The organism is Allobosea sp. LjRoot237, from assembly GCF_964253285.1.
In the GTDB taxonomy this organism is placed as follows: Bacteria; Pseudomonadota; Alphaproteobacteria; order Rhizobiales; family Beijerinckiaceae; genus Allobosea.
The window spans coordinates 2,603,828-2,630,510 of record NZ_CAXUQP020000001.1; the positions used below are offsets into that span (position 1 = coordinate 2,603,828).

Genomic DNA, 26,683 nt, shown 5'->3' on the forward strand with positions numbered 1-26,683 from the left:
AATCTCATGACGAGATGGTGCTGGTCAGCGCCTCGACCGGCCTGAGATGCTCGGGTCAAGCCCGAGCATGACGGCCTGTCTCAGAGATCGACCTCGATCCCCTCGGCCCGCGCCTTGGCCCGCAGCCCCAGCCGCCTGACACCCGGCAGCCGCGTCCCCGGCTGCTCCTCGATCGCATGCGTCAGCATCCGCATGCGTTCGGCGAACCAGTTGCCGCCCATGCCTGCAGGGTCGATGGCGAGAATGAGCTGGCCGGTATCGGGCGGGCCGCCCGTGTCGTCGAGGAAAGACGAGGCCTGGAAGGCGAAATGGGTGCCGACCAGTGCCGCGGCGAGGATCTCGACCATCATGGCGAGCGTCGCGCCCTTGGCGTCGCCGAGCGGCACCATGGTTCCGGCGATCGCCGCCGCCGGGTCGGTGGTCGGGTTGCCAGCGGCGTCGAGCGCCCAGCCTTCCGGAATGCTTTCGCCCTTCTGCTTCGCCGCGACGATCGGGCCGCGCGCCACCTTGGACAGCGCCATGTCGATCACCAGCGGCTCGCGGCCAGCCAGCGGCGCGGCAAAAGCGATCGGATTGGTGCCGAAAATCGCCTTGGCGCCGCCCCAGGGCGCCATCGCGCCGGGCGTATTGGCGAAGAGCAGCGCCACCAGCCCCTGCTCGGCCAGCCGCTCGACATGCAGGCCGGCGGCGCCGCAATGGTTCGAGCGGCGGATCGGGGCTGCGGCGATGCCCTGCTTGCGGGCGATCTCCGGCAACTCGATCACCGCGAGGTCGATCGCCGGATAGGCGAAGCCATGGGCGGCGTCGATCGCCAGCACGCCGGGCTTGGGCTGGCGCGCGATCGGAACGGCCTGGCCGTCGATCTTGCCGGAGCGCAGCATCGAGAGGTAGGTCGGCACGCGCGACAGGCCATGTCCCTTCAGCCCGTCGGCCTCGGCCATGACCAGGGCTAGCGCGACCGAGGCGGCGTTGGCGGGCGAGGTGCCGGCCTCGATGAAGAGCTCCGCAACCTTCTGCTCGGCCTCAACCAGCGAGAGCCGCGTCATGTCCGCCCCTCCAGCGCCGCGATGACGCGCTCGGCGACGAGGCCGGAGACGCGCCCGTTCGATTCCACCGTGTTGCCGGCGATATGCGGGGTCAAGATCAGGTTCGGCGCGCCGGCGAAGAGTTTTGCGCCTTCGGCCTTGAGCGGCTCTTGCTCGAAGACGTCGAGCGCCGCGCCGCCGAGACGCCCGCCCTTCAGCGCGGCGACCAGGGCCGCCTCGTCCATGATGCCGCCGCGCGCCGCGTTGATCAGCACGGCGTCGGGCTTCATCGTCGCAAAGGCCGCCTCGCCGATCAGCCCGCGCGTTTCGGGCGTCAGCGGCAGGTGGATCGAGATCACATCGGACGTTGCAAGCAGAGCGTCGAGCTCGAGCTTCTCGATGCCCTGCCAGACGGACGCATCGGCGGAAACATAGGGATCGTAGGCGGCAACCGTCATGCCGAGGGCCTTGGCGTGCTGAGCGACGTCGCGGGCGATAGCGCCGAAGCCGACGAGGCCCATGCGCTTGCCGGCGATCTCGCGGCCGATCAGCTTCGTCTTCGGGAACTCGCCGGCGATCATGGCGGCATTGGCGAAATAGGCGCCGCGCAGCAGCGTCATCGCCGTGCCGATCACGTACTCGACCACGGACAAGCTGTTGGCGCCGGTGGCCGGGAAGACCTGGATTCTGCGCGCTATGCAAGCTTCCATGTCGATATTGTCGAGCCCGACGCCGAGTCGGCCGACGACCTTGAGGTTCTTCGCACCCGCCAGCAGCGCACCGCGAACCTGCGTCTGGTTGCGGACGATCAGCGCCGGGATGTCGGCCACGAGCCGGGCAAGCTCGTCGGGCTTGCCGAAGAGCTCCGGATCATGATGCACGCTGTAGCGCGCCTTCAGCGCCGCCACAGCCGCCTCGTCCATGAATTCGGTGATGACGATGTCGGTCATGGCTGTTTCCGCTGTGAGAGCCGTTCAGCCGAGCAGGACGATACCGCCCGTGGCGACGACGAGAATGATGAGACTGGTTCCGGTGACGAGGGCAAGGTGGCGCCAGCCGAGCCGAGCCATCGCCGCGATCGAGGTTCCCAAGCCGAGCGCGGCGATCGCGATCAGCAAGCCCCAGCGCGAGACTTCGAGCAGGATGTCGCGCAGCGGCAGGTAAAGGCCCGCCAGTCCGGCCTGCGTGCTGAGGACGCTGTTGACCAGGCACATGACGAGGAAGACGAAGGCGAAGACCGGGACCGGCACCTTGGCATCGCCATGGGTTTCGCCATGGCGGGTCAGCCACCAGCCGACGATCAGCACCGAAGGCAGCAGCAGGAAGACCCGGAACAGCTTGACGATCACCGCGGCGTTCGCCGCATCGTCCGACACGGCCTGGCCAGCGCCGACGACCTGCGCGACGTCGTGGATGGTTGCGCCGAGCATGACGCCGGTCTGCTGCTGCGAAAGGCCGAGCCAGACGCAGAGCAGCGGATAGGCCAGCATCGCGATCGTCGCGAGCACGTTCATCGCGATCACGGTGAAGGCGGTGTCGGCGGCCTTGTTGCGATAATCGGGCACCACCGTCGCGGTGGCGAGCGCGGCCGAGGCGCCGCAGACCGCCGTGGCGACGCCTGCCAGGGCGCCGACTCCGGGCTCGCGGCCGAGCAGTCGGGCCAGCAGGAAGCCGCTGACGACGGTCGCCACCATGGAGACGATGACGAGCACCGCCGTGCCCAGGCCGAGCGCGATGATATCGCCGAGCGCGACGCGCAGGCCGAGCAGCGCGATCGCCCAACGCAGCAGCTTCTTGACGCTGAAGGTCATGCCCGGCTCGAAGCGCCTGGTGTTGGCGATCGGATGCAGGAGCATGCCGATCACCAGCGCGATCACCACGGCCGGGATGCCGACGCGCCCGCCGGCGAGCTGTTTCAGGACAGGCTCGGCGAGCACGGAGGCGATCGCCACCGCCGCCGACAGGGCGATGCCCGGCACGAGCCGGCCGAGCCCATTGGTCAGACGCAAGGCAGCTGCTTCGGTCATGATTGCAGATCGACCCGATACATCAGCCGTTCCTCTGGCCCGTAGAATGGCGCGACGAAGCTCTCGACGAAACGCCCGCCATTCTTCTCGATGATCCGCCGCGAGGCCGCATTGCGCGTGTCGCAGGTGATCTTCAGGAATGGCAATCCGATGGCGCGCGCCTCGGCGAGCACGCTCGCCAGGGCTGCACTGGCATAGCCACGCCCGGCATGGTCCGGGAGGATGGTGTAGCCGACATGGCCGAGCACATGCGGCGGCAAATCCGTGACCGGCCTGCCTGCTTCGTCTTCCTGCCAGCGCAGGTTGATGCTGCCGACGAAAGGACGCTCCGGCTGATCGACGGCGACGATCCAGCGGATCATGTCCGGCAGGCGCGCGACCTCGCTGCCGTCATGCAGGCGAATCTTGCCACCGCGTCCGTTCAGCCCGGCTACGAAAGCCTCGGGGTCGGCCGCAATCGCGGCGAGTTGCTCGGGCGCGACATTGCGCATCGTGTTCGGCGACCAGCCCGCTTCCAGCGCCCGGACATAAGCGGGCAGCACGTCCCGCCCCGGCGCATGCAATGAAACGATCCTGTCCGACACTTTTGCCTCGTCGCGCCCGGAGAGCTGTTGCTCAGAGCCCGTTCCGATCAGCTTGCACCGCAAGCTGATCGGTAAAACGGTCTCTACTCAAAGTGAGAGACGGATTCACCGCTCAGATTGAGTCAATCTGAGCGGATCCGACTCTAGGCGCTGCGGTATAGCTTGGTCATCGAGAACTCGCGATGGCCGAGCGCCTCTGCAGCCGTCAGGCGGCCATTCGCCGTGCGCACGATGTTCTCGATCAGCGCGTCACCGGCCTGCGGGATGGTGAGATCGCGGCGCAGGATGCCGGAGACGTCGACGTCGATATGCTCGGGCATCGTGCGCATCGTCTTCGGATTGCCGGTGATCTTGATCACCGGAACGATCGGGTTGCCGATGACGTTGCCCTGCCCGGTCGGGAAGGTGTGCACGACATAGCCGCCCGCAGCCATCAATGTCACGCACTCGGCCGCCGCCGAGGAGGTGTCCATATAGTACAGGCCGGGCCCCTTCTGCGGTGCCTCGGCCGGCTCGAGGATGTCGATGAACTTGCACTCGCGGCCGATCTTCTCGAGGTTCCCGAGCGCCTTCTCCTCGATCGTGGTCAGGCCGCCGGCGATATTGCCCTTGGTCGGCTGCGAATCCGAGAGGTCGTCGGTCTTGTGGGCCTCGATCACGTCGTCCTGATAGGCCTTCCACATCTTGTACCAGCGCTCGCCGACCTCGGGGGTGGCGGCGCGCGCCTTGCAGAGATGCTCGGCACCGGTGATCTCGGAGGTCTCGCCGAAGACGCCGTAGACGCCGCGCGGGATCCACTTGTCGTACATGTTGCCGACCGTCGGGCAGGAGGAGAGGCCGGTGGTGGTGTCCGATTCACCGCATTTGGTCGAGACCCAGAGCTCTTCGATGCCGCATTTCGTGCGCGGCAGCTCGGTCGCCCATTGCACGAACTCCTTGGCGACATAGGAGGCCTTGGCGATGGTGGCGATGTCGCCATGACCCTCGATCCCGAATCCCACCACCGGCTTGCCGGTCTTGGCGATGCCGTCGACGATGCGCTTGGTCCAGCCGTCCTCAATGCCGATGACGATGACGGCAGCGACGTTCGGGTTCGAGCCGGTGCCGATCAGGGTGCGGAAATGGATCTCGAGATCCTCGCCGAACTGCAGGCGGCCATAGGCGTGCGGGATCGCCAGCGTCCCCTTGATGTTGTTGGCGACAGCCTCACAGGCGGCGTTGGAGAGATCGTCGAGCGGCAGCAGCAGCACATGGTTGCGCACGCCGACGCGGTCGTTCTCGCGGCGCCAGCCCATGAAGGAATCGAGGCTGCGACCGGTCGGGCGCTTGACGAACGGTGTCTTGAACTCGGGCGCCTCGATCTTGCGGCCCTTCACCCGGGCGAGCTTGCCTTTGACGAGATCGAAATTGGCGACGATGGACATTGGCGATTTCCTGAAGGTTTGGGCTCGACCTGACGGGAGCCCGGAGATCGGGATCAGCGGAGAGCTGGGCTCACCAGCGCTTGGTCTTGGCGTTGTGGATGTGGAGATGCTCGCCCTGCTTCACGTCGGCGACGGCCTTGCCGATGTCCTGACCGTATTTCCAGATCGTGTCGCCCTTCTTGATGTCCTTGAGCGCGACCTTGTGGCCGATCGGGATGTCCATCTTGGCGGTCAGGCGGAAATCCGAATTGTCGTGGGTGACGACGCCGAGCATGTCGGTCCCGGCCTTCAGGCCTTCGACGACGACGACACCGACCGTGTCCTTCTTCTCGTGCACCAGCAGATGCGGCTTGCTCATGGTGGGCTCCCTGACCGTTTCCGTGATCTGCACGTCGCGGCTCCGTTTGCGAAATCGGGCCTCGACGTGGCTGCGCCCAAGTCTTATATAAGACATATGAGTGTGCACAAGCTCGAAATCGCAGAGCCCCGGCGCGAGCCGGATACGCCGGAGGCGCTGGGCTTCCGGCCGCTTTACCGGCAGGTCAAAGCAATCTTCGTGCGCAGGCTCATGGACGGGGTCTGGGCGCCTGGCGCAGTGCTACCGAGTGAAGGCCAGCTCGCCAACGAGATCGGCGTCAGCCAGGGGACGGTACGCAAGGCACTCGACGAGCTCGCCGCCGAGAACCTCGTCGTCCGGCGCCAGGGCCGCGGCACCTTCGTCGCCGAACATGACGAGCGCCGCATCCTGTTCCAGTTCTTCAAGCTGGCGCCCGATCGCGGCGAACCGCGCTTTCCCGACAGCGTCGTCCTCTCGGTGACGACCGGCCCGGCCGACGAGGCTGAACGTGCCGCCCTGGATCTTGCCGAGAATGCCGCGGTCACCCGTATCCGGCGGGCGCGCTCCTTCGACGGCGCGCCGCTGATCGTCGAGACGCTGAGCCTGCCGCAGCAGCTTTTCCCCGGCCTGGAGGATGGGCCGATCCCGAACAATCTCTATAGCCTGTACGCGGGCCGCTACGGCATCACCATCGCCAATGCGCGCGAGCGGCTGAAAGCGGTGACGCTTGCGACGGACGACGCGGCCGCCCTTGGCGTGACGCCAGGAGAGCCCGCGCTGCAGATCGACCGTGTCGCTTTGTCGCTCGACGGCACACCTGTCGAGCGCAGGCTCAGCCTCTGTCTGACCCAGGAGGTCCACTATCTCTCAGACCTGCGGTGAATCTCCTTGCCGCTCAAGAACTAACCCAACTGATCGTTCATGATCAGCGTGTTGCCGAATGTTTCTAAAGTTTCGCTCGAAATCGAGCGACCAAGGCTCGAGGACCAAATGGCCCGAGTTTTCGACCAAGCCGACGCAGAGCGGCAGCCACATCGGAGGATACGAATGATCGCCCATTTCCGCAGTTTCCTCGCGACGCGCCGCGGCGCGCTTGCAGGGTTGTTCCTATTGGGGTTCGGCGCGCCCGCTTTGGCCCAGAGCTTTCCGAGCAAACCGATCACGCTGATCGTTCCCTTCGCCGCCGGCGGCCCCAGTGACGTGATCGCCCGCCTGCTCGGCGAGCATATGGGCCGCACGCTCGGTCAACAGGTCATCGTCGAGAACATCGCCGGCGCCGGCGGGACGGCCGGCGCCAAGCGTCTGGTTTCGGCGGCGCCGGACGGATACACGCTGCTGATCCACCATTTGGCGCTCGCCGCGGCACCGGCGCTGTACAGCAATCTCGGCTACGAGACGCAGACCGCCTTCGCTCCGGTCGGGCTGGTCAACACCGGGCCGATGGTGATCGCCGGCAAGCTCGCCTTGCCCCCGGTCGATGGCAAGGCCTTCTTCTCCTACGCCAAGCAGCAGGCCGAGAAGCTCACCGTTGCCCATGCCGGTGTCGGCTCGAATGCGCATCTATGCGCCGTGCTGATCTCGCAGGCGCTGAGCGTCAAGCTCGCCCAGGTCGCCTATCGCGGCACTGGACCGGCGATGAACGACCTCGTCGGAGGCCAGGTCGACGTGCTCTGCGACCAGTCGACCACGGCGGTGCCGCAGATCCAATCCGACAAGATCCGCGCCTATGCCGTGACCTCGCCGGAGCGGCTCGGCGTGCTGCCGAACACTCCAACCTCGCGGGAGGTGGGTACCGAGATCGACATGACGATCTGGCACGGTCTCTACGCCCCGAAAGGAACGCCGGACGCCGCGCTCGACAAACTCAATGGCGCCTTGCAGGCCGCGCTGAAGGACCCTGCGATACTGGAGCGCTTCAAGGCAGTCGGCACCAGCGCCTTTCCGGCTACCGAATGGACGCGCGATGCCCACGGCAAGCGCTTCGCCGCCGAAGTCACCAAATGGGGAACGGCATTGAAGGCAGCGGGCCTAACGCCGCAGGCCGCCAACTGAAGGACGGGCCGCTCGCCTAGTGGTCTGATTCCGACATTCGCATCCCTCTATACAGAGCGACGGAGCGAATGTCGGAATCAACAAGACCACTAGCAACCTCTTGATTTTCAAGTGGAACTTATGAATTTGACATTTGCTCCCAGCGGGATGTCTGCCGGAGGAAAATGTCAAATTCGTTCCACTAGGCGGGCGGCCCGTGCTACCGCCCACAGATGAGCGCCAATCTCGTCACGTTGGATCAGTTCCTCGGCTTGCCCGACCATGCCCGCCTGCTCGGGCTCGATCTCGGCACCAAGACGATCGGGCTCGCGCTCTCCGATGTCGAACGCCGGATCGCGACGCCGCTGGAGACGATCCAACGCGTCAAGTTCAGGCAGGATGCGGTGGCGCTGCTGAAAGTGGCAGAGCGGCACGCCATCGCCGGCCTGGTGATCGGGCTGCCGCTCAATATGGATGGAAGCGAAGGACCGCGGGTGCAGTCGACACGGGCCTTCGTGCGCAATCTCGCGCCGTTGACGGCGCTGCCGATCGTGTTCTGGGATGAGCGGATGTCGACGCTTGCGGTCACCCGCACCTTGCTCGCGGCCGATGCCTCGCGGGCAAGGCGGGCGGCTGTCGTCGACAAGATGGCGGCCGCCTATATCCTGCAGGGCGCACTCGACCGGCTCGCCCGCCTCGAATCGGACGGGAACGAGCCGGAGGACGACTCGGTTACGGAATGACGTAGCCGCGCTTGATCGCCTTCTTCTGCGCGTTGCGGTGATTCTTGAGCGCCTGCTTCTGGTCTTCGATGCTCATCCGGTTGACCGGATTGCCGCGTCCATACGCGTTGTCGGCCCCGTAGCCCCGACCGCGGCCGTCATCGCGTCCATAGCCACGATCACGTGAGCCTCGATCATAGCCCCTGTCGTAGCCGCCGCGATCATAGCCGCGGTCATAGCGGGGGCGCTCCTGACGGCGGCCATAGCCGTCATCATAATACTGGGCCATCGCCGTGCCGGACCAGAACGCCGCCAGGGCGACCGCACCGCAGCCGGACAGTAGCGTCTTGAGCGAGGGTTTCATCGTCTTTCTCCAAGGTCGACAAGGCGATGGCCCCAGGATCGGGGCCAGTCGTTGCCGTACGCCGTGAAAAGGGCCGCTGCCGTCGAGCGACGGAAGCGACCCTTCAAAGCCTAGGCAGCAGGCGTTCAGAATTGATTAAGGCTGTTTTTCCGTGAAGGACAGATCAGCGGTAGCTGCCGCCGGCCGGATCGCGGATATTGTCGGGATAGTAGCCGCCGTAATAACGCTGCCGATAGTAGCGGCGCGGCGCGACGTAAACCGGCTCCTCGTAATCATAGCCGTCATCGTAGCCATAGACCGGCTCGGCGTAAGCTGGCCGGCTGGCGGCGATCGCCGCAGCGCCGAGGATGCCCAAACCCACGCCGGCTGCGATCGCGGCACCGCGATTGCTGCCGCGCCAGCCACGGCGATAATACTGCGAGTAATCGGCCTGCGCCGCATCGAGGCGGCTCTTGTCGAAGCCGACCGCGCGAGTCTCACCCGCCATAACGGGGGTCAGGCCTGCTACCAGAACGCTGCCGGCGACGGCGAGCGTCACGAGGAAGCGGCTCTTTCCGAAATCTGACATGGCATTCTCCTGTCGGCGGATATCCGCCTTGACGCCCGATCTAGCTCGCCACGGTTGAACCGGGCCTGAACCAATCGCGGCTAAATTGCGACCGATGAGAAACGCGCCGGTGGAGAAAGGGTTCCTTTTTAACAATTTTATACACGCAGTGATTGCATTACCTGCAGGCGAGTAGCAAGAATAGCTCAGTCGAAGACCGGTTCGTTTCCCAAAAGCTGATGCAACCGCGAGGGCAGACGACATGAGAAAAGCAGCGCCCCGACGAATCAAGGAGGACAAAATCTATCCGGATGACAGTCGCTTACCCCAAGCTGCCCGTTTTGGCCGCCGTGCCGTGACCTTGCCCGGACCGCATAGCACGGACGCGCTTGTACGAATGCAACTGGAAGTTGCTGCTTACATCGAGGAAATCAGCATCGAACTCGGCGCGATGGCAAGGGCGGCGCAACTCAGCAGTCTCGCCTATTTCGTCGACATGACCCGGCTGGAAGCTGCGATCAATCGCCGAACCTGCCAGCTGCAGCTCGGCGACGCCAGCAATCCCGAGGCGGCCACTTAGCCGCCTCTCTTTGCAGGTCGCGGAGGCCGAGCGTGAGCAGAGCCGCTGGGGCGAAACGGCCGGTTGAAGCCCCGGCCGCCGCATTCACGCCAGCCGCGAGAGCGCTCCGCCGACGTGGCGCTGCACCACGCCTTCCAGCTCCAGCTCGAGCAGAATTCGGCTGACTTCGCGTGCAGGCTGTCCACTCGCGCGAACGAGATCGTCCATCGCCACCGGCGTCAAACCGATGAGATCGAGCAATCGGTGGCGTGGCATATCGCCGGCTTGCGCGGCCGGCCGCGTCCCCAGCTCATCGCCGTTGAGCTCGGCCTTTGGCGCCGGCAGCACTTCCGGCAATTCCAGTTCGTCCCAAAGCGACTCTTGCCGGCGCCCCGGTCCACCCTCCTCGCGAGCGAGAATGGGCTCCGGTCCGAAGAGATCGTCGCGCTTCAGCATCGGCGTCAGTGCATCGACAATATGCGCGGTCTCGGCGCAGAGGATCGCGCCTTCGCGGATCAGGTGATTGCCGCCCTCGGCCCGCGGATCGAGCGGCGAGCCCGGCACGGCGAAGACCTGGCGGCCCTGCTCGTTGGCGAAGCGGGCGGTGATGAGCGAGCCTGACTTGCGTGCAGCCTCAACCACCACCGTTCCGAGCGCCAGACCCGAGACCAAGCGATTACGGCGGGGAAAATCACGCCCGCGCGGCGCCCAGCCAAGCGGCATCTCGCTCAGCGCCGCGCCACGCTCGCGAACGCGATCGAGGAGGGGAATGTTCTGCGGCGGGTAGATCTCGTCGAGCCCGCCGGCCAGGACGGCGATGGTGCCGCTCTCAAGGCTCGCCTGATGGGCCGCAGTGTCGATGCCGCGAGCCAGGCCGGAGACCACGACGAAGCCGGCCTCGCCCATCTCGCGCGCGAGCGTCGCCGTGAATTTCAGCCCGGCGGCCGAGGCGTTGCGCGAACCGACCAGTGCGACGCAGGGGCGATTGAGCGCTGCCGGATCACCCTCGATCGCGATCAGCGGCGGAGCCGAATCGATCGCCTGGAGCGGCACCGGATAGGCCGCTTCGCCGAGTGCGATCAGATGGGCACCGCGCCTGCGCAGTGCCTCGAACTCCCGCTCCGCCTCGGCGGTGGTGCATAGCCTGAGCGTACGCCCGGCCTGGCGGCCGAGTTCCGGTAGGGCATCGAGCGCCCCGGCCGCACCGCCGAAACGGTTGACCAGGGTGCGGAAGGTGCGGGGTCCGATGCTCTCGCTGCGGATCAGTCGGAGCCAGTCGAGGCGTTGCCGGTCATCGAGAACGAAACCGGCCATCGGCATTCAGCCCTTTTGCCCGATCTTGCCTTCGCGGCCTGAGAGCAGTCTCGCGATGTTTTCCCGGTGCATGAACCAGAGCAGCAGCGCGAGGATGGCCATCAGTCCGGCCGCCTGGGCATCGCGGATCCAGAACCAGAACAGCAGCGGCGTCAGCAGGCTCGCGATCAGCGCGGAGAGCGAGGAATATTTGGTCAGATAGGCAATGCTGAGCCAGACCGCGGCGAAGATCAGCGCGATCGACCACTTCAGCCCGATCAGGATGCCGAGGAAGGTCGCGACGCCCTTGCCACCCTTGAAACGCAGCCAGACCGGGAAGAGATGGCCAAGGAAGGCGCCGAGACCGGCTGCGAGCGCCGCACTCTTGCCACCGAGCAGCCAGCCTGCGACCAGGACCGCCGCGGTGCCCTTCAACATGTCGCCGATCAGTGTCAGCGCCGCCAGTTTCTTGTTGCCGGTGCGCAGCACGTTGGTGGCGCCGATATTGCCGGAGCCGATCGTGCGCAAATCGGGCCCACCGGAGAGCCGCGTCAGGATGATGCCGAACGGGATCGAGCCAAGCAGATAGCCGAGGACGAGCGCGGCGAGCCTCGCCGGGCCTGAAAACGCCCAACCGAACGTCTCAGCCATGCAACCTCCCCTGCCCGTCCTAGTGTGAGCTTACGCAGCTTCGCCGCGATACACCACCCGGCCGCCGACCAAGGTCGCCTGCACCAGCCCCTGCAGCCGCGCCTCGTCGAAGGGCGAGTTCTTGGCGCGCGATTTGAGCTTGCGCTTGTCGACGACGAAGGGCGCGTCGATGTCGATCAGCGCGAGGTCCGCCGGTGCCCCTGCTGTCAGACGACCGCAGCCGAGCCCAAGCAGGTCGGCCGGCCGGCTCGACAAGGCGGCGAAGAGGGCCGGTAGGCCGATCTGCTCGTTGTGATAGAGGCGCAGCGCCGCAGACAACAGCGTCTCGATGCCGAGCGCCCCGTTTGCCGCCTCGGCGAAGGGCTGGCGCTTGGTCTCGACATCCTGCGGGTCGTGGTCGGAGACGATCACGTCGATCAGGCCTTCGGCCACCGCCGCGATCATGGCGAGCCGCTCGTCCTCGTGCCGCAGCGGCGGCGAGACCTTGCAGAAGGTGCGGTACTCGCCGACATCGTTCTCGTTCAGGCAGAGATTGTTGATCGAGACGCCGCAGGTGACCGAAAGCCCACCTTCCTTGGCTCGGCGGATCAGCTCGAGCGAATCCGAGCAGGAGACCATCGCTGCGTGGTAGCGGGCACCGCTGGCGCGAGCGAGACGTAGGTCGCGCTCGAGCATCACCGTCTCGGCCTCGTGCGGGATGCCCGGCAGGCCCTTGCGGCTGGCGAACTCACCCTCGTTCATCACGCCGTCGCCGCGCAAGTCGGGATCTTCGACATGGTTGATCAGCAGCGCGTCGAAGTCGCGGGCATAGATCATGGCGCGGCGCATCACCTGCGGGTTGCGCACGCCGTTGGCGCCGTCGCTGAAGGCAACCGCGCCGGCTTCGAGCAGCAGGCCGAACTCGGTGATCTCCTTGCCCGCCAATCGCTTGGTCAATGCCGCCGCCGGCAGCACGTTGACGATCGCCTTGTCGCGAGCGCGGCGCTTGATGAAATCGATGACGGAGGGATCGTCGATCGGCGGATCGGTATCCGGGCGGCAGATCACCGTGGTGACACCACCAGCTGCTGCAGCCTGCGAACCCGTTCCGAGCGTCTCGCGGAATTCGGCGCCCGGCTCGCCGAGGAAGGCGCGCAGGTCGACGAGGCCCGGCGCGAGCACGAGGCCTCCGGCCTCCTCCACCTCGATGCCCGCTGGCAGCTCCGGGCGATCACGGCCCCAGTGGATATCAGCGATCAGGCCGTCGCGGATCAGGATACTGCCCGGGCCCTCACGACCGGAGGCCGGATCGACCAGCCGCGCGTCGACGATCGCAAGCCCGCTGCTTTCAGCCATCGCTACGCTCGACCCCGTTCTTGCGCTCGCGGCGCTGCGTGAAAACGTAACTCCAGAAGCCGACCAGGCCCCAGATGCCGACGCAGAGGAGCGCGCCGAGCAGAACGATCAGCCAGGTCCAGGCGGAGCGCGGTTCGGCATAGATGAATCCGGCGACGACCAGGAAATAGAGGCCGACGAAGACGATCCGAGCCCGGCGCATCTGTCGCAGAAGCCAGGCGAGGAAGGTCTCCATCGCGTTCAGCCATTGGGCAGGTGCTGCGCGAGCGCGTCGAGCACCGCCATGCGAACCGCGACGCCCATCTCAACCTGCTCGCGGATCAACGACTGGGCGCCGTCGGCCACTTCCGAGGAGATCTCGACACCGCGGTTCATTGGGCCAGGATGCATCACCAGCGCATCCGGCGCCGCCAGCGAAAGCTTCTCGCGGTCGAGGCCGAAATAGCGGAAGTATTCTTTCGGTGACGGGACGAAGGCGCCGTTCATCCGTTCGAGCTGCAGGCGCAGCATCATGACGATGTCGACCCCCTCCAGCCCCTTCTTCATGTCGCGGAAGACTTCGACGCCCATGCGCTCGACACCCGTCGGCAGAAGGGTCGAGGGTGCGATCAGACGCACCTTGGCGCCGAGTGCGTTGAGCAGGATGATATTGGAGCGAGCGACGCGCGAATGCACGATATCGCCGCAGATCGCGACGGTGAGCCCGGCGATGCGGCCCTTGTTGCGGCGGATCGTCAGCGCATCGAGCAGCGCCTGGGTCGGGTGCTCGTGGGCTCCGTCGCCAGCGTTGACGACCGAGCAGTCGACCTTGCGGGCAAGCAGATTGACCGCGCCGGCGGCATGATGGCGCACCACCAAGATGTCGGGCCGCATCGCGTTCAGCGTTGCGGCGGTGTCGATCAGCGTCTCGCCCTTCTTCACCGAGGAGGAGCCGACCGACATGTTCATCACGTCGGCGCCGAGGCGCTTGCCCGCCAGCTCGAACGAGGCCTGCGTCCGCGTCGAGGGCTCGAAGAACAGATTGATCTGGGTACGGCCGCGCAGCGTCGCCGTCTTCTTCTCGATCTGGCGCGAGAGCGCGACATAGGTTTCGGCGCGCTCAAGTAGCGCCTCGATATCCAAATGGGACAGCCCCTCGATCCCGAGGAGATGCCGGTGCGGATAGAGCGGTGCAGACGCTGTCATTTGAAGACGGCTGTTTAGGGGCGAGTCGTGGCCGGCGCAAGGCGGCAAGTGGGTTCTTTGTGGGTCACTCCGCCTTCAAGGCATAGACGTGCTGCTCGCCTGGGAACTGGCGGCTGCGGACATCCTCGGCATAGTCAGTCACCGCCTTCCGGACATCGTCGGCGAGCGAGCCATAAGTTTTTACGAATTTCGGCGCGCGGCCGGTGAGGCCGAGCATGTCGTCGAGAACGAGGATCTGGCCATCGCAAACGGCGGAGGCGCCGATGCCGATCGTCGGGATCGCGATCCGGTTGGTGATTTCTGTTGCCAGCGGCTCGGCGACGGCCTCGATTACAAGGGAAAAGGCGCCCGCCGAGGCGATCTCTTCGGCATCTGCGATGATTGCCGGCCACTCGGCCTTGCTGCGCCCTTGCGCCTTGTAGCCGCCGAGCGTGTTGACCGCCTGCGGTGTCAGGCCGACATGGCCCATCACCGGCACGCCGCGCTCGACCAGAAAGCGCACCGTCTCAGCCATCCTCGAACCACCTTCGAGCTTGACCGCCCCAGCACCGGTCTCCTTGAGCAGCCGGGCGGCATTGCGGAAGGCCTGCTCCCGGCTTTCCTCATAGCTGCCGAACGGCATGTCGATCACGACCAGCGAGCGCGTCGTGGCGCGCGTCACGGCCTGGCCGTGCAGGCTCATCATCTCCAGCGTCACCGGGACGGTGCTGTCGAGCCCGTAGACGACCATGCCGAGCGAGTCGCCGACCAATGTGATCTCCGCGACTTCGTCGACGATCCTTGCCATCGGTGCGGTATAAGCGGTCAAGGCGACAAGCGGCTCGCCGCCCTTGCGCCCGCGAATATCGAGCGAGGTCAGCCGGGCTGTCCGGTTCTGCGACGACATGCTCAGTTCTCCCGCCGTTTAGCGCCAAAATGGCAACGGCTGGTGACGTAGCCTGACCGCCCGGCTCCGAAAAGTAGAATCGGGTTTGACAGGACTGGCCGCGTGAACCACTTTCGCGCGCAATCCCGAACCGCTATCAACGCGCCCCGCGCCAAGTTCGGCGAGGTTGGCACGCTAGAGCCCGTTCCGATCGCCTGCATCGCAAGCTGGTCGGTCAAACGGTCTCTTCTGAAAGCGAGAGACGGATCCACCGATCAGGATATTGACCTGATCGGGTCCGGCTTTCGTGCCGCCCCGCCGCTTGCCTATGAGATCGAAAGCGTCATGAAGCTCCTCATCGTCGAGTCGCCGGCCAAGGCCAAGACGATCAACAAGTATCTCGGATCCGATTACGAGGTCATCGCCTCGTTCGGGCATATCCGCGATCTGCCGGCCAAGGACGGCTCGGTCGATCCCGAGAACGATTTCGCCATGCTCTGGGAAACCGAGGGGCGCGGCGCCAAGCAGGTCGCCGAGATCGCTCGTGCCGCCAAGAACGCCGAGAAGGTCATCCTCGCGACCGACCCGGATCGCGAAGGCGAGGCGATCTCCTGGCATGTGCTCGAGGCGCTCAACCAGAAGCGCGTGCTCAAGGGCATTCCGGTCGAGCGCGTCACCTTCAACGCCGTGACCAAGGACGCGGTGCAGAAGGCGCTGGCCAATCCGCGCCCGATCGATCAGGCGCTGGTCGACGCCTATCTGGCGCGCCGCGCCCTCGATTATCTCGTCGGCTTCACCCTGTCGCCCGTGCTCTGGCGCAAGCTTCCGGGCGCCCGCTCGGCCGGGCGGGTGCAATCGGTCGCGCTCAGGCTGGTCAGCGACCGCGAGCGTGAGATCGAGGCCTTCCGGGCCCGCGAATACTGGTCGCTGATCGCGACGCTCGCGACAGCCAGCGGCGCGACCTTCGATGCCCGTCTCTCGGGCGCAGACGGTAAGAAGATCACACGGCTCGACATCGGTACCGGCGAGGAGGCACAGGCCTTCAAGGCGGCGCTGGAGACCGCGCGATTCTCGGTCGCCGAGGTCGAGGCCAAGCCGGTCAGGCGCCACCCCCAGCCCCCCTTCCAGACCTCGACCCTGCAGCAGGAGGCCTCGCGCAAGCTCGGCATGGCGCCGGCCCGCACCATGCAGGTGGCGCAGCGCCTCTATGAAGGTGTCGACATCGGCGGCGAGACCGTCGGCCTGATCACCTATATGCGAACCGACGGCGTCGACATGGACGGCTCGGCGATCACGGCGGCCCGGCGGGTCATCGGCAAGGAGTTCGGCGACAATTACGTGCCGGACGCCCCACGCAAATACACGGTCAAGGCCAAGAACGCTCAGGAGGCCCACGAGGCGATCCGCCCGACCGATCTCGGCCGTTTGCCGGCCATGGTCGCGCGCAATCTCGAGCCGGAGCAGGCCAAGCTCTACGAGCTGATCTGGAAGCGTACCATCGCCAGCCAGATGGAATCGGCCTCGATGGAGCGAACCACGGTCGACATCGCCGCCAAGGTCGGCGCTCGCAGCCTCGAACTGCGCGCGACCGGCCAAGTCGTGCTCTTCGACGGCTTCCTGACGCTCTATCAGGAGAGCCGCGACGACGAAGAGGACGAGGACTCAAAGAAGCTGCCCCCGATGAAGGCCGGCGATCCGCTGGAGAAGCGCGCCATCGCCGCCGACCAGCATTTCACCGAGCCGCCGCCGCGCTTCTCGGAAGCCAGCCTGGTCAAGCGCATGGAAGAGCTCGGCATCGGCCGGCCCTCGACCTATGCCGCGACGCTGGCAACGCTGCGCGACCGCGAATATGTCCGGATCGAGAAGAAGCGTCTCGTGCCCGAGGACAAGGGCATGCTGGTCACGGCATTCCTCGAGAGCTTCTTCAAGCGCTATGTCGAGTTCGACTTCACCGCCAGCCTGGAGGAGAAGCTCGACCTGGTCTCCAGCGGCGATGTCGACTGGAAGGTGCTGCTGCGCGAATTCTGGGAGGAGTTCACCAAGTCGATCGGCGAGACCAAGGAACTGCGCGTCGGCGACGTTCTGGAAGCGCTGAACGGCATCCTCGGCGAGCACGTCTTTCCGCCGCGCGCCGATGGCGGCGATCCGCGCAGCTGCCAAGTCTGCGGCACCGGCACGCTTTCGCTCAAGCTCGGCAAGTTCGGCGCCTTCGTCGGCTGCTCGAACTATCCCGAATGCCGCTTCACCCGCCCCCTCAGCGCCTCCGCCGCCGAGGGGGACGGCTCGGCCGAAGGCGGCCAGACCCAGAACGGCGTGCGCATCCTCGGCAAGGACCCCACCACGGATCAGGAAGTCAGTGTTCGCGACGGCCGCTTCGGCCCCTATATCCAGCTTGGCGAGGGCGAGAAGCCGAAGCGTTCGAGTCTGCCCAAGGGAGATACCGTCGGTTCATTGACGCTGGAGAAGGCGCTCGCTTTGCTCTCGCTGCCGCGCGAGGTCGCGAAGCACCCGACGAGCGGAGAGCCGATCCTTGCCGGCATCGGCCGCTACGGGCCTTACGTCCAGCACGGCAAGACCTACGCCAATATCGACAAGGCCGACGATATCCTCGAAATCGGTGCCAACCGGGCCATCGACCTGATTGTCGCCAAGGAGAGCGGCGCCGGCGGCCGCCGCTTCGGCAGTGCCGCGGCGACGCCGGGGCGCGACCTCGGCGAGCACCCGCAAGGCGGCAAGATGGAGGTCAGGGCCGGCAAATACGGGCCTTATGTCGCCTGGGGCAAAGTCAACGCCACCCTGCCGAAGACGATGACGCAGGAGAGCGTCACCGCCGAGCAGGCGATCGAGATCGTCAATGCCAGGACGGCCGCCGGTGGCGGCGCCAAGGGCAAGACGAAGGCACCTGCCAAGAAGCCGGCGGCCTCCAAAGCGTCGGCGAAGGCAAAGAGCGTCAAGCCCAAGAGTGCCAAGCCCAAGAAGGCCAGTGCCGCCAAAAGCTGAAGCCGGCTGAAACCAATCTCGGTTAACTCCGCATTCAAGGCCTCAGGTTACCTTGCGGCGCCGCGATCAAAATAGCGGCGTGCGGGGGACATCATGAAATCCATCAGGACCCAGATTTTGGGGCTGATCGCGATTGTCGCGGCTGGCGCCTTGGTTGCACTTGGCTGCGCGCTACTGGCGATGACCCGCATCGACACGATGAACATGCGCTCATCGCAGCAGAATCATATCGCGCTGGCTGCCGAACGGCTCAATGCCGCGGTCAATCTCGTCATCGCCGATTCCTATCTCGTCTACACCGCCCGCAACCCGCATTTCGCCGGCATCGCCGCGACGACGGTCGAGGGTGGCCTGACCAAGGTCGAGGAACGCCGGAAGGACCTCGCCAAGGTCGTGCCCGCCAGCGAGCGCGAGCGGATGGAGAAGATCAGCGGTCTGATCTCCGAATTCACCGGCATCCGGCTCGAGACAACCCGCATGGTCCGCGAGATTTCGGCGCGCGCAGCCGAAGCCTGGGGCAATAGCGACGCCAGCAAGAAGAACCGCGCGACGCTTCAGGAAGAGCTGACATCGCTGAGCAGTGCCAATGAGGCGCGCGCCAACGAGGTCGATGCGGAGTCGAGCGCCTTTTCCGAACAGGTCCGGATCTGGCTTCCGGTTGCGCTCGTTCTGGTGCTCGGCGGCGCCATTTTCGGCGCGCTCGTCTTCTCCCGTCGCTCCATCATCCGTCCCCTCGTCGATCTCGGCGGCACGATGAGCCGCCTGACGGCAGGCGAGACGCAGATCGACGTGCCACACACCAAGCGCCGCGACGAGATCGGCGAGATGGCGCGGGCGGTTTCCGTGCTGCGCCAGAGCACAGAGCAGGTCGCGCTGCTGCAGGAACAGGAGCGTGCGGCTGCCGCAATGCGGATTCGCTCGGCGGACGCGATGGCCTCGGTGGTCTCCGATGTCGGCGAGGTCGTCGCGGCTGCCGCGGCAGGCGATTTCTCGGCCCGGCTCCAGATCGACCATGGCGACGAGCAGATGCAGAAGCTGGTCGCCGGGATCAACGAGATCAACGCGGTCGTCGATAATGCCACGACGGAATTCGTCGCGGTGCTGCAGGCCCTGGCCGCCGGCGATCTGACCAACCAGGTGCCGACCGCCTATCGCGGGCGCTTCGCCGAGCTGAAGGATGCGATCAACGAGACGATGTCGCGCCTGTCCTCGACGGTCGGCACGATCCAGGCCATGTCGGCCGATGTCGGGCTTTCGGCGCGCGAAATCCACACAGGCGCGGACGACCTCTCGAAGCGCACGGAAGAGCAGGCCTCTTCGCTCGAGGAGAGCGCCGCGACGACGGAGCAGCTCGCAGCATCGGTGAAAGCCGCCGCGCAGGCCGCCCAGCAGGCGGTGCGCCAGGCCGGCCAGGCCATGCAGGTCGCCCAGGACGGCGGCAACATCGTCACCGACGCGGTCTCGGCCATGACCCGGATCGAGCAGGCCTCGAAGAAGATCTCTGACATCATCCGGGTGATCGACGACATCGCGTTCCAGACCAATCTCTTGGCGCTCAACGCAGCGGTCGAGGCGGCCCGCGCTGGCGATGCCGGCAAGGGCTTCGCTGTGGTCGCGAGCGAAGTGCGTACCCTCGCCCAGCGTTCGAGCGAGGCGGCCAAGGACATTTCGGGCCTGATCTCCTCCTCGAACAGCGAGGTCGAGGCTGGCGTGAAGCTCGTGCGCCAGGCCGGCGATGCGCTCACTCGCATCGTCGAGGCGGCTGGGAGCGTCCAAGCAACCGTCTCGGAAGTGGCGGCCGCCTCGAGCGAGCAGGCCAATGGCATCGAGGAGATGAGCCAGACCGTCGCGCATATGGACGAGATGACCCAGGCGAACGCGGCGCTTGCCGAGCAGAGCGCCGCCAGCGCCAACGCGCTCTCAGGCAAGATCGGTGAGCTCAATACCCTGGTTTCGGCCTTCCGCACCAGCGAGAGCGCTGGCGCGATAGCGCGCCAGCCTGCTGCCTCCGAGCCGGAGCGGCTCCGGACACTGGCGGAAGCGGCCTTTGCTCAGCAGCAGCCGATTCCGCGCCGCGAGCGTGCAGCTCCCGCTCGCATTCCAGCTCCAGCCCGCAAGGTCGCGAACGCCCGCGGCGGTGACGCCGGGTGGGAAGAGTTCTGAGGGGACCAAGCACTGAATTCGCGGCAAAAGGCCAAGGGAGCCAGGGCCGCCTCGTCATTGCGAGCGCAGCGAAGCAATCCAGGAGCGGCAGAGCTCTACGGCCCCCTGGCGACTGTGTTGTTGGTCAAGGAGCTTGGCTGGGATCTGGTATCCAGGGCCTGTTGTGTTTGGCCATGGCGGCGAGGGCGACGAGGAGTTTTCTGGCGATGGCGATGAGGGCGACCTTGGCCGGTTTTCCGGCCTGGCGCATGGCGAGGTAGTCGCGTTTGTAGCCGTGGTCGAGGCGGGCTGCGCTGAGCGCTGCGAGGTAGAGTGCGCTGCGCAGGCAGGGCCGCCCTCCGGCGATATGGGCTTTGGCTGGCGCGGTGCCGCTCTGGCTGATCTGAGGGGCAAGGCCGGCCAGGCTGGCCAGGGCGCGCCGGTCGAGGCGGTCGAGCTCGGGCAGGTCGGCCATCAAGGTGATGGCGACGGCCGGGCCGACGCCGGGGGCGCTCTGCAGCAGGGCGAAGCGTTGCTCGTTCTGCTCATCATGGCACAGCCTGGCCCGCAGCTCGGCCTCGATGCGCGCGCGCTCCTCGCAAAGCCGCGCGATCATGCCCCTGTGGCTGTCGGCGATGGTGGGCTCGAGCGCCTGTTTCAGCCGCGTCTTCTCTTGTCCGATCATCTCGACGATCTGGCGCCGGCGCGTCGACAGGGCGCGGATCGCCCGGCTCTCGCGATCGGGGACGGGGCGCACGATATCGGGCATGAGCAGAGCAAAGCGCGCGATCAGGGCGGCGTCCAGCCGATCGTTCTTGGCCCGGCCACCCTCGGCGATGCGCCAGGCCTTGATCCGACGCGGATCGACCGCGCCAACCGCGATGCCTGCCGCCGACAGAGCCTGGAGCAAGGCCTCCGCATAAGGCCCGATCGCCTCCAGCGCGACCCGCACCACCCCCTCGCGGCGCAACCGCCCGATCAGCGCCGCTATCCCTGCAGGCCCATTGCGCACCCGCCCGCCGCCGCCCCGCGGCACGATCGCAAAGTCAAGATGATCGCGGCCGACATCGATCCCGGCCGCACAAGCCAAGCCCGCCATGGCACCTCTCCTGTATCCGGGATCGCACCGCAAGGCGCCTCCCCAGCGACTGTTCGGCAACGACGACAGGATCGGGGGATGCGCCAGCCAGAAGACGGCGATCAACCAGGATTGCTTACGCGCCAAACCCCGACCAGCTCCTCAGCAAAGGAACCAGCCTCAACATACAGGATTGCTTCGTCGCTTCGCTCCTCGCAATGACGGATGCGCGCTTTGGTCAGGCGAAATCCGCTCTGCTTTGTACGGCAGCGCGCGGGTTCCCTGCTGAGGCGAACTTCGGGCTGGCCCGCAGCTATCAGCGCCGCCTGATGCGCTGCAGATGGCAGATTTTGACGCGCCCGCCCCGGCCATCCGGGCGCCAGCTGCAGCCCGGATTGCGCGGCCGGCCTTCATAGATGTGATAGACGCCGCGGTTCCGGCGGTCGAAGCGCTGGTTCGAGGCGTCGTGCCCGCCGATGCGGACATTGTTGCCGAAACGGACCTCGGCAACCGCGGGGACTGTCATCGCGAGCGGAAGTGCGAGCACCGAGAGTGCAAGCAGGCGTGGCGCTAGATGGACCAGTCTCATCATTCGCCGATCAGACCAGCGTGACGCTGCTCGCGCAAGGTGGGTGGGCGAGCGAGCTTTCAGCTCCGGCCGGCGACCACGACGAGCTGCTTGATCTCGCCGCGCAGGAAGGCCTGCAGGAAGCGCTCATAATCCTTGACCGAGACGCAGCCATTCGAGTCGCCACGCGGCCCGAGCAGGTAGTTGTGCACCAGCAAGCCGGCACGGCCGAAGATCTTGCCGCTGCCGCCGACCGGATGCATGCGGATCGCGCGCACGCCGTGGAACAGGGATTCGCGCTCGGTCAGATTGTAGACATGGGGCGGCGTCGGCCCGTGCATGCGGACATGAACGAAGCGCAGATCGTTCATCTTGTCGCCGAGGCCGGAATTGGCCTCCAGCCGCTCGCCATTGGGCAGATAGACCGTGCGTGCGCTGATGTCGTAGATCGCCGTCTTGCCGCCGGGGACCGGCGTCGATGCCAGCGGTGCCTGCATCGGAGCGACGGTGAGGCCACTGCCGCGACCGCGCTGGGTGATGTCGTCCTGCGGTGCGGCATAAGCGAGACGCTCGCCGGAGGTCTGCGGTGCATTCGCGCCGAAGAGCTTTTCGAAGAAGGAGCGGTTGTCGACCGGCTCGGCCTTGGCGACGACGTCCTTGCTCTGGCGGGACGTCGCACGCGCTACGACGCGCGGCTCCGGCGGTGTCGGGCCCTTCAGATCCGCTGGACGCGGGACCGGGCGCGGAGCGATCAGGGCAATCTGCGGCGACTCGGCCGTGGGCTGCACCGCGACCGTGGTCGTCGCCAGGCTCGGATTGGCGAGCTCGGAGGGGGTGATCGAGCCGGTCGTTTCAGGATCGGCCACGACCACCGGCCGGGCGACCATTGCCGACTGGAAGCGACCGGGCAACGGCGTGCTGTCGGCAAGCGACTGCGCGACATAACCGACGACATAGCCAGGGCGGAGCAGCGGCGTCGACGTGCGCGCCAGCGGCGCTGCATGCGTCGGAGCATGCTTCTTAGCCGCCGGGCTTGCGGCAACCACAGGCTCAGGCTGCCTGCCTGACCAGGCCGACACACCTGCCATCACACCACCGGCGACAGCCACGAGCACGCCAAGACGAATGAAGGGGCTGCGGCGCCGGCGCTTCAGGCTATAGGAATAGCCGGCGAATTTGTTCGAGCTACGCATACGCAACGCCTCGGGACACCTTGCAGACATCCCGCTCTGGCGCGCCGCCGCCCGTGTCTTGCCGCTACGCCTCATCGCGCGCTGGGCAGACCGTACCGGCCTGTTCGTCAGTCTCGGGAAGCCCCAACCTCGTCCTCGCATTGAGCGCGAAGCTGGTTAATTCCCGATGAATCGAAACAGTTTTACGCAAAGCCGAACGTGCTGCGGCCACCCGGCCGCAGCACGTCTTGATACCCTCGGAAGAGCTCAAGCCAGAGGCTTCAACCCGGCTTCGATCGCCGCCCGCTTCGGCTCGAGGAAGGGCGGCAGAGAGAGCCCCTCGCCCATCGTCTCGAAGGGCTCGTCAGCGGCAAAGCCCGGCCCGTCGCTGGCGATCTCGATCAGCACACCATTCGGCTCGCGCAGATAGAGCGAGCGGAAATAGAAGCGATCGACCGGTCCGCTGTTCGGATAGCCCGAGGCGCGCAGGCGCTCGGCCCAGGCATCGTACTCGCCGAAGCTCGGTGTCCTGAGCGCGAGATGGTGGACGCCGCCGGCGCCTTCACGCGCCGGAGAAAGGTTGGGCTCGACTGCAACGTTGAGCTCCGCCGCCGGGCCGCCCTCGCCGATCCGGAAGACATGGATGTCGCCGGTGGCATGGGCCGCGTCGCGATAATCCGCGATCCGCTCCAGCCCGAGCAGCTTGGTCAGAACGAGCTCGGTCCGCTCGATCTGCGGCACCGAGATCGTCACCGGGCCGAGGCCACGGATCTGATGCTTGGCCGGAACCGGGCTCTTCTCCCAGGCAACGAACGGAATCGTTCCGCCATCGACGACGAGCGTCAGGCGCTGCCCCTCCGGATCCTCGAAATCGAACGCGGCGCGGCCGTTGAGCAGGCGCGTATCGGAGACCGTGACGCCGGCAGCCGTCAGCCGCTCGCGCCAGAAGTCGAGCGAAGCCTCGCTCGCGACCCTGAGCGAAGTGCGCGTGATCGAATTGGTGCCGCGCCGGGCCGGAGAAGCTGGCCAGTCGAAGAAGGTCAGGTCGGAACCGGGCGAGCCGGCGCCGTCGGCATAGAACAGGTGATAGGCGGAGGTATCGTCCTGGTTCACCGTCTTCTTGACCAGACGCAGGCCGAGCGTCTCGACATAGAAGCGCCGGTTCTGCGCAGCCTGGGCGGTGATGGCGGTGACATGGTGGATGCCGGTGAGTTGCATGATTTGGGCCCCTTGGTTGTGCGCCTCACATTGCGAGGCGCAGCAGGATCGGTTGCCCACGAAGATAGTCGTTGCGTCAGCGCCATAAAGGCGGCTGTCATCCAATCATAAATTGCAATTTTGCAATAATATAGCAGATGCCCTGTTACTCCGCCGCCCGCGCAGCCGGAGTTATTACCGCATCAGCCGGCGCGCCGCCGTGCCGACTCGGCTTGGCCTTGAGCTTAAGGCTCTCGAGTTCCTCGCGCTCACGTGGCGTATTGCGCATGAGCTGGTCCTTGCCGGGCTGGTACTGCACCGGCTGGGCGATATCGGCTCCATACCAGGCCGCCGCCCGCAGCACGAAGGACGGGTCAGCCAGATGCGGCCTGCCGAGCGCGACGAGATCGGCGCGGCCGGCGGCAACGATGGTGTTGGCCTGGTCGGCCGAGGTGATGGCGCCGACGCACATGGTGGCGATGCCGGCCTCGTTGCGGATGCGGTCCGCGAACGAGGTCTGGAACATGCGACCATAGAGCGGCCGCGCCCGCGGCGTGGTCTGCCCGGTCGAGACGTCGACGAGGTCGCAACCGGCCTCAGCGAACGCTTCCGAGATCGCCACGGAGTCCTCGGGGCTCAGGCCGCCCTCCTGCCAGTCCGTCGCCGAGATGCGCACCGATATCGGCTTGTCGGTCGGCCAAGTTTCACGAAGCGCTGCAAAGACTTCGAGCGGATAGCGCAGGCGGTTCTCGAGCGAGCCGCCATAGGCGTCCGTGCGCCGGTTGGTCAGCGGCGAGAGGAAGCTCGCGAGCAGATAGCCATGGGCGCAGTGCAGCTCGAGCATGTCGAAGCCGGCGCGCAGGCCGCGCTTGGCCGCCGCCACGAAATCAGCCTTGATCCGGTCCATGTCTGACCGCGCCAACTCGCGCGGGACCTGACTCTCGGGATAGTACGGCAGGGGCGAAGCCGAGACGATCGGCCAGGCGCCCTCGTCGAGCGGCCGGTCCATCCCGTCCCACATCAGCTTGCTCGCGCCCTTGCGGCCGGCATGGCCGAGCTGCAGGCAGATCTTCGCCGCCGAGTTGGCATGGACGAAGTCGACGATGCGCGTCCAGGCGGCTTCCTGTTCGTCGCTGTAAAGACCCGTGCAGCCGGGCGTGATGCGGGCATCGGCCGAGACGCAGGTCATCTCGGTAAAGATGAGCCCTGCCCCGCCGATGGCGCGCGCGCCATAATGCATCAGGTGCCAGTCGCCCGGCAGGCCTTCCTGCGCGGAATACTGGCACATGGGCGAGACGACGAAGCGGTTCGCGACCCGCATCTCGCGCAAGGAGAAGGGCTGGAAGGCCGGCGGTACCGGCGTGCCGTCGCGGCGCGACGCCTGGTCCGGGCCGAGATCGTTGGCGACCAGCTTGTCGATCGCGGCGACGAATTCGGGCGCGCGCAAAGCGAGGTTGTCGTAGGTGATCGCCTTGGAGCGGGTCATCAGGCCGAAGGCGAAGCGCAGCGGCTCGAAATCCCAGAAGCGCTTGAGCTGCTCGAACCAGACCAGCGAGACGTCGGCGGCATGCTGGGTCTTCTCGACCTCCTCGCGTCGTCCGGTCTCGAAGGTCGAGAGCGCCGCCTTGACGTCGAGCCCAGCCCGCCGGAAGGCGCCATGCAGCGCGATCGCATCCTCCATGGCGAGCTTGGTGCCCGAACCGATCGAGAAATGCGCGGTCGCCTTGGCGTCGCCGATCAGCACGATATTGTCGACCACCCAGTTGCGGCAGCGGATCATCGGGAATTGCCGCCAGAGCGAGCGATTGGTGATCAGCCGGTGGCCCTGCAGCTCCTCGGCGAAGACCTGTTCGAGAAAGGCGGCCGTGCCGGCTTCGTCCATGCCCTCAAGCCCGGCGCGGGCGAAGGTCTCGGGGTCGGTCTCCAGCACCCAGGTCGATTGCCCGACCTCGTACTGGTAGCAATGGGCGATGAAGACGCCGTGCTCGGTCTGCTTGAAGAAGAAGGTGAAGGCGTCGAAGGGCCGGGTCGAACCCATCCAGACGAAGCGGTTCGGCCTGAGGTCGACCTCAGGTGCGAAACGCTCGCGATCGCCCTCGCGGATACGGCTGTTGATACCGTCGGCAGCGACGACGAGATCGTAGTCGCGTTTCAGCGCTTCGACATCCTCGATCTCCTGCGAGAAGACGAGCCTGACGCCGACCTGGCGCGCCCGCTCCTGCAGCAGCATCAGCAGCGTGCGACGCGAGCAGCCGCAAAAGCCGTTGCCGGGCACGCGCTGCGCTGTGCCTTTGAAATGGATTTCTATGTCGTCCCAATAGGCGAAGCTTTTGACGATCGCCTCGTAGCTCGGCTGGTCGGCCGCCTTGAACAGGTCGAGCGTCTGGTCGGAGAAGACGACGCCGAAGCCGAAGGTGTCGTCATCGCGGTTGCGCTCGAACACGGTGACGTCGAGCGCCGGCCAGTCCCGCTTCATCAGCAGCGCATAATAGAGCCCCGCCGGCCCGCCGCCCACGACTGCAATGCGCATCACGCTCTCCCTGGCTCGCAAAATCATTTTAAACCTAAAATAATTTT

Annotated in this window: 25 protein-coding genes; 6 read left to right on the forward strand and 19 right to left on the reverse strand. The window is 66.2% G+C overall.

Annotated elements, in window-relative coordinates; genetic code table 11:
• Positions 1 to 80 precede the first annotated feature (80 nt).
• The 6 genes from ACSQ24_RS12640 to ACSQ24_RS12665 form a co-directional block, all read right to left on the reverse strand.
• The gene (locus ACSQ24_RS12640; RefSeq protein ID WP_436095011.1) at positions 81 to 1,046 is read right to left on the reverse strand and encodes an Ldh family oxidoreductase; all 966 of its coding nucleotides are present in this window, start codon (positions 1,044 to 1,046) and stop codon (positions 81 to 83) included.
• Positions 1,043 to 1,975, reverse strand: a complete 933-nt coding sequence (locus tag ACSQ24_RS12645; RefSeq protein WP_436095012.1) for a hydroxyacid dehydrogenase — start codon at positions 1,973 to 1,975, stop codon at positions 1,043 to 1,045. Before ACSQ24_RS12645 ends, ACSQ24_RS12640 begins: the two co-directional genes overlap by 4 nt.
• Before the next feature lie 24 nt (positions 1,976 to 1,999).
• On the reverse strand, positions 2,000 to 3,052 hold the full coding sequence (locus ACSQ24_RS12650; protein WP_436095013.1) for a YeiH family protein: 1,053 nt from the start codon (positions 3,050 to 3,052) through the stop codon (positions 2,000 to 2,002).
• Complete coding sequence (locus tag ACSQ24_RS12655; protein ID WP_436095014.1) at positions 3,049 to 3,636, reverse strand: GNAT family N-acetyltransferase; 588 nt, start codon at positions 3,634 to 3,636, stop codon at positions 3,049 to 3,051. Before ACSQ24_RS12655 ends, ACSQ24_RS12650 begins: the two co-directional genes overlap by 4 nt.
• Before the next feature lie 143 nt (positions 3,637 to 3,779).
• Entirely contained in the window at positions 3,780 to 4,931 is a 1,152-nt protein-coding gene (locus ACSQ24_RS12660) for a UxaA family hydrolase (RefSeq protein WP_436097883.1), read from the reverse strand.
• 199 nt (positions 4,932 to 5,130) lie between these two features.
• Positions 5,131 to 5,418: a UxaA family hydrolase gene (locus ACSQ24_RS12665; RefSeq protein WP_436095015.1), complete on the reverse strand. Its 288-nt coding sequence runs from the start codon at positions 5,416 to 5,418 to the stop codon at positions 5,131 to 5,133.
• A 102-nt stretch (positions 5,419 to 5,520) separates the two neighbouring features.
• Between ACSQ24_RS12665 and ACSQ24_RS12670 the strand changes: the two genes are divergently transcribed.
• The 3 genes from ACSQ24_RS12670 (at position 5,521) to ruvX (ending at position 8,171) form a co-directional block, all read left to right on the forward strand.
• Positions 5,521 to 6,279 carry a GntR family transcriptional regulator gene (locus ACSQ24_RS12670; protein WP_436095016.1) on the forward strand — a complete coding sequence of 253 codons (759 nt, stop codon included), beginning with the start codon at positions 5,521 to 5,523 and terminating at the stop codon, positions 6,277 to 6,279.
• Between the two features lie 165 nt (positions 6,280 to 6,444).
• Complete coding sequence (locus tag ACSQ24_RS12675) at positions 6,445 to 7,449, forward strand: tripartite tricarboxylate transporter substrate-binding protein (RefSeq protein ID WP_436095017.1); 1,005 nt, start codon at positions 6,445 to 6,447, stop codon at positions 7,447 to 7,449.
• Positions 7,450 to 7,661: 212 nt separating this feature from the next.
• The gene (gene ruvX, locus ACSQ24_RS12680; protein ID WP_436095018.1) at positions 7,662 to 8,171 is read left to right on the forward strand and encodes a Holliday junction resolvase RuvX; all 510 of its coding nucleotides are present in this window, start codon (positions 7,662 to 7,664) and stop codon (positions 8,169 to 8,171) included.
• On the opposite strand, the gene ACSQ24_RS12685 is transcribed toward ruvX, so the two are convergent.
• Both ACSQ24_RS12685 and ACSQ24_RS12690 read right to left on the reverse strand, forming a co-directional pair.
• Entirely contained in the window at positions 8,161 to 8,514 is a 354-nt protein-coding gene (locus ACSQ24_RS12685; RefSeq protein WP_436095019.1) for a DUF5320 domain-containing protein, read from the reverse strand. The two genes, ruvX and ACSQ24_RS12685, sit on opposite strands and share 11 nt — an antisense overlap.
• A gap of 163 nt (positions 8,515 to 8,677) precedes the next feature.
• A complete protein-coding gene (locus ACSQ24_RS12690; protein ID WP_436095020.1) occupies positions 8,678 to 9,082 on the reverse strand; it encodes a hypothetical protein in 405 nt (134 codons plus the stop codon).
• Positions 9,083 to 9,323: 241 nt separating this feature from the next.
• Here ACSQ24_RS12690 and ACSQ24_RS12695 point away from each other — a divergent pair, with 241 nt between their 5' ends.
• A complete protein-coding gene (locus ACSQ24_RS12695; protein WP_436095021.1) occupies positions 9,324 to 9,641 on the forward strand; it encodes a hypothetical protein in 318 nt (105 codons plus the stop codon).
• A gap of 84 nt (positions 9,642 to 9,725) precedes the next feature.
• Here ACSQ24_RS12695 and dprA read toward each other — a convergent pair whose 3' ends face one another.
• From dprA to panB, 6 genes are all read right to left on the reverse strand, one after another.
• Positions 9,726 to 10,940: a DNA-processing protein DprA gene (dprA, locus tag ACSQ24_RS12700; protein WP_436095022.1), complete on the reverse strand. Its 1,215-nt coding sequence runs from the start codon at positions 10,938 to 10,940 to the stop codon at positions 9,726 to 9,728.
• Positions 10,941 to 11,564, reverse strand: coding sequence for a glycerol-3-phosphate 1-O-acyltransferase PlsY (gene plsY / locus ACSQ24_RS12705; RefSeq protein ID WP_436095023.1), 624 nt, complete (start codon positions 11,562 to 11,564; stop codon positions 10,941 to 10,943).
• A 30-nt stretch (positions 11,565 to 11,594) separates the two neighbouring features.
• Positions 11,595 to 12,899, reverse strand: coding sequence for a dihydroorotase (gene pyrC, locus ACSQ24_RS12710; RefSeq protein WP_436095024.1), 1,305 nt, complete (start codon positions 12,897 to 12,899; stop codon positions 11,595 to 11,597).
• Entirely contained in the window at positions 12,892 to 13,134 is a 243-nt protein-coding gene (locus tag ACSQ24_RS12715) for a hypothetical protein (RefSeq protein WP_436095025.1), read from the reverse strand. The genes pyrC and ACSQ24_RS12715 overlap by 8 nt, the downstream gene beginning before the upstream one ends.
• Before the next feature lie 5 nt (positions 13,135 to 13,139).
• A complete protein-coding gene (locus tag ACSQ24_RS12720) occupies positions 13,140 to 14,084 on the reverse strand; it encodes an aspartate carbamoyltransferase catalytic subunit (RefSeq protein ID WP_436095026.1) in 945 nt (314 codons plus the stop codon).
• A 64-nt stretch (positions 14,085 to 14,148) separates the two neighbouring features.
• Positions 14,149 to 14,970, reverse strand: coding sequence for a 3-methyl-2-oxobutanoate hydroxymethyltransferase (gene panB, locus ACSQ24_RS12725; RefSeq protein ID WP_436095027.1), 822 nt, complete (start codon positions 14,968 to 14,970; stop codon positions 14,149 to 14,151).
• Positions 14,971 to 15,294: 324 nt separating this feature from the next.
• Between panB and topA the strand changes: the two genes are divergently transcribed.
• Together topA and ACSQ24_RS12735 are read left to right on the forward strand one after the other, a co-directional pair.
• Complete coding sequence (topA, locus tag ACSQ24_RS12730) at positions 15,295 to 17,949, forward strand: type I DNA topoisomerase (RefSeq protein WP_436095028.1); 2,655 nt, start codon at positions 15,295 to 15,297, stop codon at positions 17,947 to 17,949.
• Positions 17,950 to 18,042: 93 nt separating this feature from the next.
• Positions 18,043 to 20,112 (forward strand): methyl-accepting chemotaxis protein, encoded by a 2,070-nt coding sequence (locus tag ACSQ24_RS12735; protein WP_436095029.1) that lies wholly within the window; start codon positions 18,043 to 18,045, stop codon positions 20,110 to 20,112.
• Positions 20,113 to 20,236: 124 nt separating this feature from the next.
• Here the strand turns inward: ACSQ24_RS12735 and ACSQ24_RS12740 are convergent, their stop codons facing one another.
• From ACSQ24_RS12740 to ACSQ24_RS12760, 5 genes are all read right to left on the reverse strand, one after another.
• On the reverse strand, positions 20,237 to 21,190 hold the full coding sequence (locus tag ACSQ24_RS12740; protein WP_436095030.1) for an IS110 family transposase: 954 nt from the start codon (positions 21,188 to 21,190) through the stop codon (positions 20,237 to 20,239).
• A gap of 295 nt (positions 21,191 to 21,485) precedes the next feature.
• Complete coding sequence (locus ACSQ24_RS12745) at positions 21,486 to 21,761, reverse strand: hypothetical protein (protein WP_436095031.1); 276 nt, start codon at positions 21,759 to 21,761, stop codon at positions 21,486 to 21,488.
• 56 nt (positions 21,762 to 21,817) lie between these two features.
• Positions 21,818 to 22,930 carry a tlde1 domain-containing protein gene (locus tag ACSQ24_RS12750; RefSeq protein WP_436095032.1) on the reverse strand — a complete coding sequence of 371 codons (1,113 nt, stop codon included), beginning with the start codon at positions 22,928 to 22,930 and terminating at the stop codon, positions 21,818 to 21,820.
• A 246-nt stretch (positions 22,931 to 23,176) separates the two neighbouring features.
• Positions 23,177 to 24,127, reverse strand: a complete 951-nt coding sequence (locus tag ACSQ24_RS12755; protein WP_436095033.1) for a ring-cleaving dioxygenase — start codon at positions 24,125 to 24,127, stop codon at positions 23,177 to 23,179.
• Between the two features lie 145 nt (positions 24,128 to 24,272).
• Positions 24,273 to 26,636: a bifunctional salicylyl-CoA 5-hydroxylase/oxidoreductase gene (locus ACSQ24_RS12760; protein WP_436095034.1), complete on the reverse strand. Its 2,364-nt coding sequence runs from the start codon at positions 26,634 to 26,636 to the stop codon at positions 24,273 to 24,275.
• Between the last annotated feature and the right edge of the window lie 47 nt (positions 26,637 to 26,683).

What these genes read in the sequence shown, in the direction of transcription:
- ACSQ24_RS12640 (WP_436095011.1), bottom strand. Translation starts at nt 1,046, where the DNA reads ATGACGCGGCTCTCGCTGGTTGAGGCCGAGCAGAAGGTTGCGGAGCTC.
- ACSQ24_RS12645 (WP_436095012.1), bottom strand. Translation starts at nt 1,975, where the DNA reads ATGACCGACATCGTCATCACCGAATTCATGGACGAGGCGGCTGTGGCG.
- ACSQ24_RS12650 (WP_436095013.1), bottom strand. Translation starts at nt 3,052, where the DNA reads ATGACCGAAGCAGCTGCCTTGCGTCTGACCAATGGGCTCGGCCGGCTC.
- ACSQ24_RS12660 (WP_436097883.1), bottom strand. Translation starts at nt 4,931, where the DNA reads ATGGGCTGGCGCCGCGAGAACGACCGCGTCGGCGTGCGCAACCATGTG.
- ACSQ24_RS12665 (WP_436095015.1), bottom strand. Translation starts at nt 5,418, where the DNA reads ATGAGCAAGCCGCATCTGCTGGTGCACGAGAAGAAGGACACGGTCGGT.
- ACSQ24_RS12675 (WP_436095017.1), top strand. Translation starts at nt 6,445, where the DNA reads ATGATCGCCCATTTCCGCAGTTTCCTCGCGACGCGCCGCGGCGCGCTT.
- ruvX (WP_436095018.1), top strand. Translation starts at nt 7,662, where the DNA reads ATGAGCGCCAATCTCGTCACGTTGGATCAGTTCCTCGGCTTGCCCGAC.
- ACSQ24_RS12685 (WP_436095019.1), bottom strand. Translation starts at nt 8,514, where the DNA reads ATGAAACCCTCGCTCAAGACGCTACTGTCCGGCTGCGGTGCGGTCGCC.
- ACSQ24_RS12690 (WP_436095020.1), bottom strand. Translation starts at nt 9,082, where the DNA reads ATGTCAGATTTCGGAAAGAGCCGCTTCCTCGTGACGCTCGCCGTCGCC.
- ACSQ24_RS12695 (WP_436095021.1), top strand. Translation starts at nt 9,324, where the DNA reads ATGAGAAAAGCAGCGCCCCGACGAATCAAGGAGGACAAAATCTATCCG.
- dprA (WP_436095022.1), bottom strand. Translation starts at nt 10,940, where the DNA reads ATGCCGATGGCCGGTTTCGTTCTCGATGACCGGCAACGCCTCGACTGG.
- plsY (WP_436095023.1), bottom strand. Translation starts at nt 11,564, where the DNA reads ATGGCTGAGACGTTCGGTTGGGCGTTTTCAGGCCCGGCGAGGCTCGCC.
- pyrC (WP_436095024.1), bottom strand. Translation starts at nt 12,899, where the DNA reads ATGGCTGAAAGCAGCGGGCTTGCGATCGTCGACGCGCGGCTGGTCGAT.
- ACSQ24_RS12715 (WP_436095025.1), bottom strand. Translation starts at nt 13,134, where the DNA reads ATGGAGACCTTCCTCGCCTGGCTTCTGCGACAGATGCGCCGGGCTCGG.
- ACSQ24_RS12720 (WP_436095026.1), bottom strand. Translation starts at nt 14,084, where the DNA reads ATGACAGCGTCTGCACCGCTCTATCCGCACCGGCATCTCCTCGGGATC.
- panB (WP_436095027.1), bottom strand. Translation starts at nt 14,970, where the DNA reads ATGTCGTCGCAGAACCGGACAGCCCGGCTGACCTCGCTCGATATTCGC.
- topA (WP_436095028.1), top strand. Translation starts at nt 15,295, where the DNA reads ATGAAGCTCCTCATCGTCGAGTCGCCGGCCAAGGCCAAGACGATCAAC.
- ACSQ24_RS12735 (WP_436095029.1), top strand. Translation starts at nt 18,043, where the DNA reads ATGAAATCCATCAGGACCCAGATTTTGGGGCTGATCGCGATTGTCGCG.
- ACSQ24_RS12740 (WP_436095030.1), bottom strand. Translation starts at nt 21,190, where the DNA reads ATGGCGGGCTTGGCTTGTGCGGCCGGGATCGATGTCGGCCGCGATCAT.
- ACSQ24_RS12745 (WP_436095031.1), bottom strand. Translation starts at nt 21,761, where the DNA reads ATGATGAGACTGGTCCATCTAGCGCCACGCCTGCTTGCACTCTCGGTG.
- ACSQ24_RS12750 (WP_436095032.1), bottom strand. Translation starts at nt 22,930, where the DNA reads ATGCGTAGCTCGAACAAATTCGCCGGCTATTCCTATAGCCTGAAGCGC.
- ACSQ24_RS12755 (WP_436095033.1), bottom strand. Translation starts at nt 24,127, where the DNA reads ATGCAACTCACCGGCATCCACCATGTCACCGCCATCACCGCCCAGGCT.
- ACSQ24_RS12760 (WP_436095034.1), bottom strand. Translation starts at nt 26,636, where the DNA reads ATGCGCATTGCAGTCGTGGGCGGCGGGCCGGCGGGGCTCTATTATGCG.